Origin of the sequence: Arthrobacter sp. Cr_A7, assembly GCF_029222765.1 — a bacterium.
Classification (GTDB): Bacteria; Actinomycetota; Actinomycetes; order Actinomycetales; family Micrococcaceae; genus Arthrobacter.
This window is the reverse complement of sequence record NZ_JARHXQ010000050.1, coordinates 1-5,150: the sequence shown is the minus strand read 5'-3', so window position 1 is coordinate 5,150 and position 5,150 is coordinate 1. Positions and strand designations below refer to the sequence as shown.

The following is a 5,150-nucleotide window of genomic DNA, read 5'->3' as shown; positions in this document are numbered from 1 at the left end:
CGGTCAGCGGCTAGTCGACGTCGCTGTGGCTCCGGCGTACGTCTTCTTCGAGGCGCGGATCCAGGTGGGTTTCCTTCGCCTTGGAGCTGAGCAGGCTGGCAACCACCGCGATGATGATGGTGCCGACAATCACGGCCAGCGAGACGAACGTGGGGATCTCCGGGGCCCACTCGATGTGCTGGCCGCCGTTGATGAACGGCAGTTCGTTCACGTGCATGGCGTGCAGGACCAGCTTGACGCCGATGAACGCGAGGATGAAGGACAGTGCGTGCTTCAGGTAGATCAGGCGGTTCATGAGGCCGCCCAGCAGGAAGTACAGCTGTCGCAGGCCCATGAGGGCGAACAGGTTGGCGGTGAACACGATGAACGGGCTCTGGGTGAGTCCGAAGATGGCGGGGATGGAGTCCACGGCGAACAGCAGGTCGGTGAGGCCGATGGTGATGAACACGATCAGCATCGGCGTGAAGACCTTCTTGCCGTTCACGGTGGTGCGCAGCTTGCCGCCGTCGAACTTCTCCGACATGGGAATGACCTTGCGGATCTTCGCGATGAGCGGGTTTTCCCGGTCTTCTTCGTCTTCGCCTTCGTCCTGGGCCTGCTTCCAGGCGGTCCACAGCAGGAACGCTCCGAAGATGTAGAACACCCAGCTGAACTGCTCGATGACGATGGCGCCGAGCAGGATGAAGATGCCGCGCAGGATCAGGGCGATGATGATGCCCACCATCAGCACTTCCTGCTGGTATTTCCGGGGTACGGAGAACCTGGCCATGATGATGATGAAGACAAACAGGTTGTCGATGCTGAGGCTGTATTCCGTGACCCAGCCGGCGACGAACTGACCGCCGTATTCAGGCCCGGTGAAGGCGAACATGGCGCCGGCAAACACGAGCGCGAGCGAGACGTAGAACGCCACCCACAGTCCGGCTTCCTTCATGGAGGGTTCGTGGGGACGGCGGACCACAAGCAGGAGGTCGATCAGGAGGATCAGGCCGAGGACGACAAAAGAGCCGACCTCGAACCACACGGGCAATTCGAGCACAGGGTAGCCTTTCGCAGGGTACAGAGATGCGGTGTAAGTCTCTCCGGCCTGCCTGCGCACTCGGTGCTGATGCGGCGGCCCGCTACGCCCGGCGGAGCAACTATGCCCTGCGTGTTGACGATCGTAGCGCTTGGGATACTCCCCTACGTGACGTTAACTGTACCTTAGCCTGCAGTGTTGCCACTGCCGGGCCGCCCCATGCCGCGCCGGATGTTTGCCGGAGCGTGCCCAGGAGTTGGCCCGTGGTGCCCAGGAGTTCGCTCAGGCGTGGCCTGCCGCCTGCATCTGGCGCAGTTCCTTTTTGAGTTCGCTGACCTCGTCCCTGATCCGGGCGGCCACTTCGAACTGCAGCTCGGCGGCTGCGCCGTGCATCTGCTCGGTGAGCTGTTCGATGAGGCCCACCAGGTCCTCGGCGGGAGCGGCGGCAAGGCCGTCGGCGCGGACCTGGGCTGCGCCCTTGGCCCCGGACTTGGTCCGCTTGGCTCCCTTGGCCAGGCGGTTGTTGTTGAGCAGCTCCTGGGTGTCGGCGTCTTCTCGTGCCAGCTGGTCGGTGATGTCGGCGATTTTCTTCCGCAGCGGCTGCGGGTCCACGCCGTGCTCTTTGTTGTAGGCCACCTGGATGGCGCGGCGCCGGTTGGTCTCGTCGATGGCGTGGGCCATGGAATCCGTGATGCGGTCGGCGTACATGTGGACCTGGCCGGAGACGTTGCGGGCGGCGCGGCCGATGGTCTGGATCAGGGACGTGGAAGAACGCAGGAAGCCTTCCTTGTCCGCATCCAGGATGCTCACCAGGGACACCTCGGGAAGGTCGAGGCCTTCCCGGAGGAGGTTGATGCCCACCAGGACGTCGAAACTGCCCAGCCGCAGTTCCCGCAGGAGTTCGACGCGCCGCAGCGTGTCCACGTCCGAGTGCAGGTACTCCACCTTGATGCCGTGGCCCAGCAGGTAGTCCGTGAGGTCCTCGGCCATGCGCTTGGTCAGCGTGGTGACCAGGACGCGCTCGTCCTTCTCCACCCGGGTCCGGATCTCGCCCAGGAGGTCGTCGATCTGGCCCTTGGTGGGTTTGACGATGACTTCCGGGTCCACCAGGCCGGTGGGTCGGATGATCTGCTGGACGAAGCCGTCCGCCTTGCCGAGCTCGTATTTGCCGGGCGTCGCGGAAAGGTAGACGGTCTGGCCGATGCGTTCCAGGAACTCGTCCCATTTGAGCGGTCGGTTGTCCATGGCGGACGGGAGCCGGAAGCCGTGGTCCACCAGGGTCCGCTTCCGGGACATGTCGCCTTCGTACATGGCGCCGATCTGCGGAATGGTCACGTGGGATTCGTCCACCACCAGCAGGAAGTCGTCCGGGAAGTAATCGATGAGGCAGTGCGGGGCGGTGCCGCCGGCCCGGCCGTCGATGTGGCGGGAGTAGTTTTCGATGCCGTTGCAGAAGCCCATCTGCTGCATCATTTCGAGGTCGTAGGTGGTGCGCATCCGCAGCCGCTGCGCCTCCACCAGCTTGTTCTGCCCCTCCAGGGCCGCAAGCCGTGCGGCCAGTTCATCCTCGATGGACTTGATGGCGCGGGTCATCCGCTCCGGCCCGGCAACATAGTGGGACGCCGGGAAGACGTACATCTCGGTCTCCTCGCGGAGGACCTCGCCGGTGACGGGGTGCAGGGTGTAGATGTTCTCCACCTCGTCGCCGAAGAACTCGATGCGGAGCGCCAGTTCCTCGTACATGGGGATGATTTCGACTGTATCGCCGCGCACACGGAAGGTGCCCCGGTGGAAGTCCATGTCATTGCGGGCGTACTGCATGGAGACGAATTTCCGCAGCAGCACGTCCCGGTTCATCTCCTGGCCCTTGCGGAGGGTGACCATGCCGGCGATGTACTCTTCGGGGGTGCCCAGGCCGTAGATGCAGGACACCGTAGCCACCACCACAACGTCGCGGCGGGTCAGCAACGCGTTGGTGGCGGAGTGGCGCAGCCGCTCCACTTCCTCGTTGATGGAGGAGTCCTTCTCGATGAAGGTGTCCGTCTGCGGCACGTAGGCTTCAGGCTGGTAGTAGTCGTAGTAGGACACGAAGTACTCCACCGCGTTGTTGGGCAGGAGCTCCCGGAACTCGTTGGCCAGCTGCGCCGCGAGGGTCTTGTTCTGCACCATCACCAGGGTGGGGCGCTGGACCTGCTCGATCAGCCACGCGGTGGTGGCACTCTTACCGGTACCCGTGGCACCGAGGAGCACCACGTCCTTCTCACCGTTCTTGATGCGCTCCGTCAGCTCGGCGATGGCGGCCGGCTGGTCTCCCGCGGGCTTGAATTCGCTGATGACCTCGAAGGGCGCTACAACACGGTTGATCTCCTGCGCAAGGCTCATGGATCTAATCTACAACCGGGCGCCGACACTGGCGGGGCGAGTCCGTTACGGGCGAACAGGCGCTGGTCCGCTGGGCGGCTTCAGGACGCGGACGACGGCGGCTCCCACCGCGTGCGTTCGGCCCAGGCGCTCATTCCCGGCCACGCAACATCGGTGAACCACGGTTCCTTGGCCTCGGCATACGCCCTGGTGCTCCCCGAACCGGCAAAGCGCCCGGCGAGATCTTCCTTGTGCGCCGCGTAGAGCCGGAGGGCAGCCGGGTCGTCGCGCAGCCAGTCCCGGAACATCAGGGCGAAACGCCAGCCGGGTGAGCCGGCAACGCGGACGTGAAGGTTGACCGGACGGCCGGGGTCGGCGTTGGCGTGGAAGCGTTTCTGCCACAGCCGGGGGTCCGGTTCCGCGGGTTTGGGTGTATCGGATCCGGCGCCGGGAACCAGGGGGAAGCCGGCTTCCGCCAGCAGCGGCGCAGCACTGTCGGCGTCGTCCAGGCTGGATACCGCAATCTGCAGGTCGATAACGTCCTTCGCGGGCAGCCCGGGGACGGAGGTGGACCCAATGTGGTCCACAGCCAGGAAGCTCCCGGGGGCCACGGTCATGAGCCGCGCCATGATCCTCGCCGCCTGCTGTGCCCATTCCTCCCGGTACGGAACCAGGACAGGCCCGACGCTCCTCGCCGCGCGGGTCCCTGCGGCGAGGTTGTGGGCGAACGGCGCCAGCCGCCCGTCCCACAGCCCGTCCACCTGCTTGGTCAGCTGTTCCAGCGTGCCGGAGTTGTCGAGGACCACGTCCGCCGCAGCCAGCCGTTCTTCCCGCGATGCCTGGGCTGCCATCCGCGAACGGGCAGCTTCTGCCGTCATGCCGCGGTGTTCCAGCATCCGCTGCATGCGGACATCGTCGGGTGCATCCACCACCAGCACGAGGTGGAAGGCGCTCCCCTGGCCCGTTTCCACGAGCAGCGGGATGTCCTGGACCACCACGGCATCGCTGGCGGCGTCATCCACGATGGCTGCGGCACGCGAGCGGACCAGCGGGTGGACGATCCCGTTGAGGACGGCGAGCCGTTCGGCATTTCCGAACACCACCTCGCCCAGGCGGGCACGGTCCAGCCGTCCGCCCTCGTCGAGCATCTCCGCACCGAACTCCGCCACGATGCGCTGCAGCCCCTCCGTACCGGGCTCCACCACCTCCCGGGCCAAGGCGTCAGCGTCCACCAGCACCGCGCCACGCTCCTTTAGCCGCGTGGCCACCACTGACTTTCCGGACGCGATTCCGCCCGTCAACCCGATCTTCAGCACGCTCCCACCCTATCCCTCGCCACCACCGCCCTATCCCAGGTGGCGTGGGCGTCGCACCTCGCTAGACTTGTGCGGATGCAGGAGCAAGACAGCAGGACCACCGCCTACACCACCCTTGCTGCCGGCCCCGATGTCCGCCACGAACTCGAGATCAAGCGTTCCCGGTTCATCACCGTCCTGCGGCGCGCCGGGACGGAGGACGACGCGCGGGACCTCGTGGCGTCCCTCCGCCGCGAATTCCACGACGCCCGGCACCACTGTTCCGCCTTCATCATCGGGCCGGACCGGGACGTGCAGCGTTCCAGTGACGACGGCGAGCCGTCCGGCACGGCGGGGATCCCCATGCTCGAAGCCCTCGCCAAAAGGGAGACGATGCCCGGGGTGGCCGACCTCAGCGACGTCAGTGCCGTCGTCGTCCGCTACTTCGGCGGGGTGCTGCTCGGGGCGGGCGGCCT

4 protein-coding genes are annotated in these 5,150 nt (G+C 65.9%); 1 reads left to right on the top strand and 3 read right to left on the bottom strand.

The genetic code is table 11. The features are described 5' to 3' along the window. Window positions 1–10: 10 nt before the first annotated feature. The 3 genes from P2Q66_RS03150 to coaE form a co-directional block, all read right to left on the bottom strand. The gene (locus P2Q66_RS03150; RefSeq protein WP_079596025.1) at window positions 11–1,039 is read right to left on the bottom strand and encodes a TerC family protein; all 1,029 of its coding nucleotides are present in this window, start codon (window positions 1,037–1,039) and stop codon (window positions 11–13) included. A gap of 261 nt (window positions 1,040–1,300) precedes the next feature. After that, on the bottom strand, window positions 1,301–3,400 hold the full coding sequence (gene uvrB / locus P2Q66_RS03145) for an excinuclease ABC subunit UvrB (protein ID WP_079596024.1): 2,100 nt from the start codon (window positions 3,398–3,400) through the stop codon (window positions 1,301–1,303). An 80-nt stretch (window positions 3,401–3,480) separates the two neighbouring features. Beyond that, window positions 3,481–4,695 (bottom strand): dephospho-CoA kinase, encoded by a 1,215-nt coding sequence (gene coaE, locus P2Q66_RS03140; protein WP_275725494.1) that lies wholly within the window; start codon window positions 4,693–4,695, stop codon window positions 3,481–3,483. A 75-nt stretch (window positions 4,696–4,770) separates the two neighbouring features. On the opposite strand from coaE, the gene P2Q66_RS03135 reads away from it, so the two are divergent. Next, on the top strand, window positions 4,771–5,150 hold a 380-nt coding region (locus tag P2Q66_RS03135; RefSeq protein WP_275725493.1), incomplete at its 3' end, for a YigZ family protein.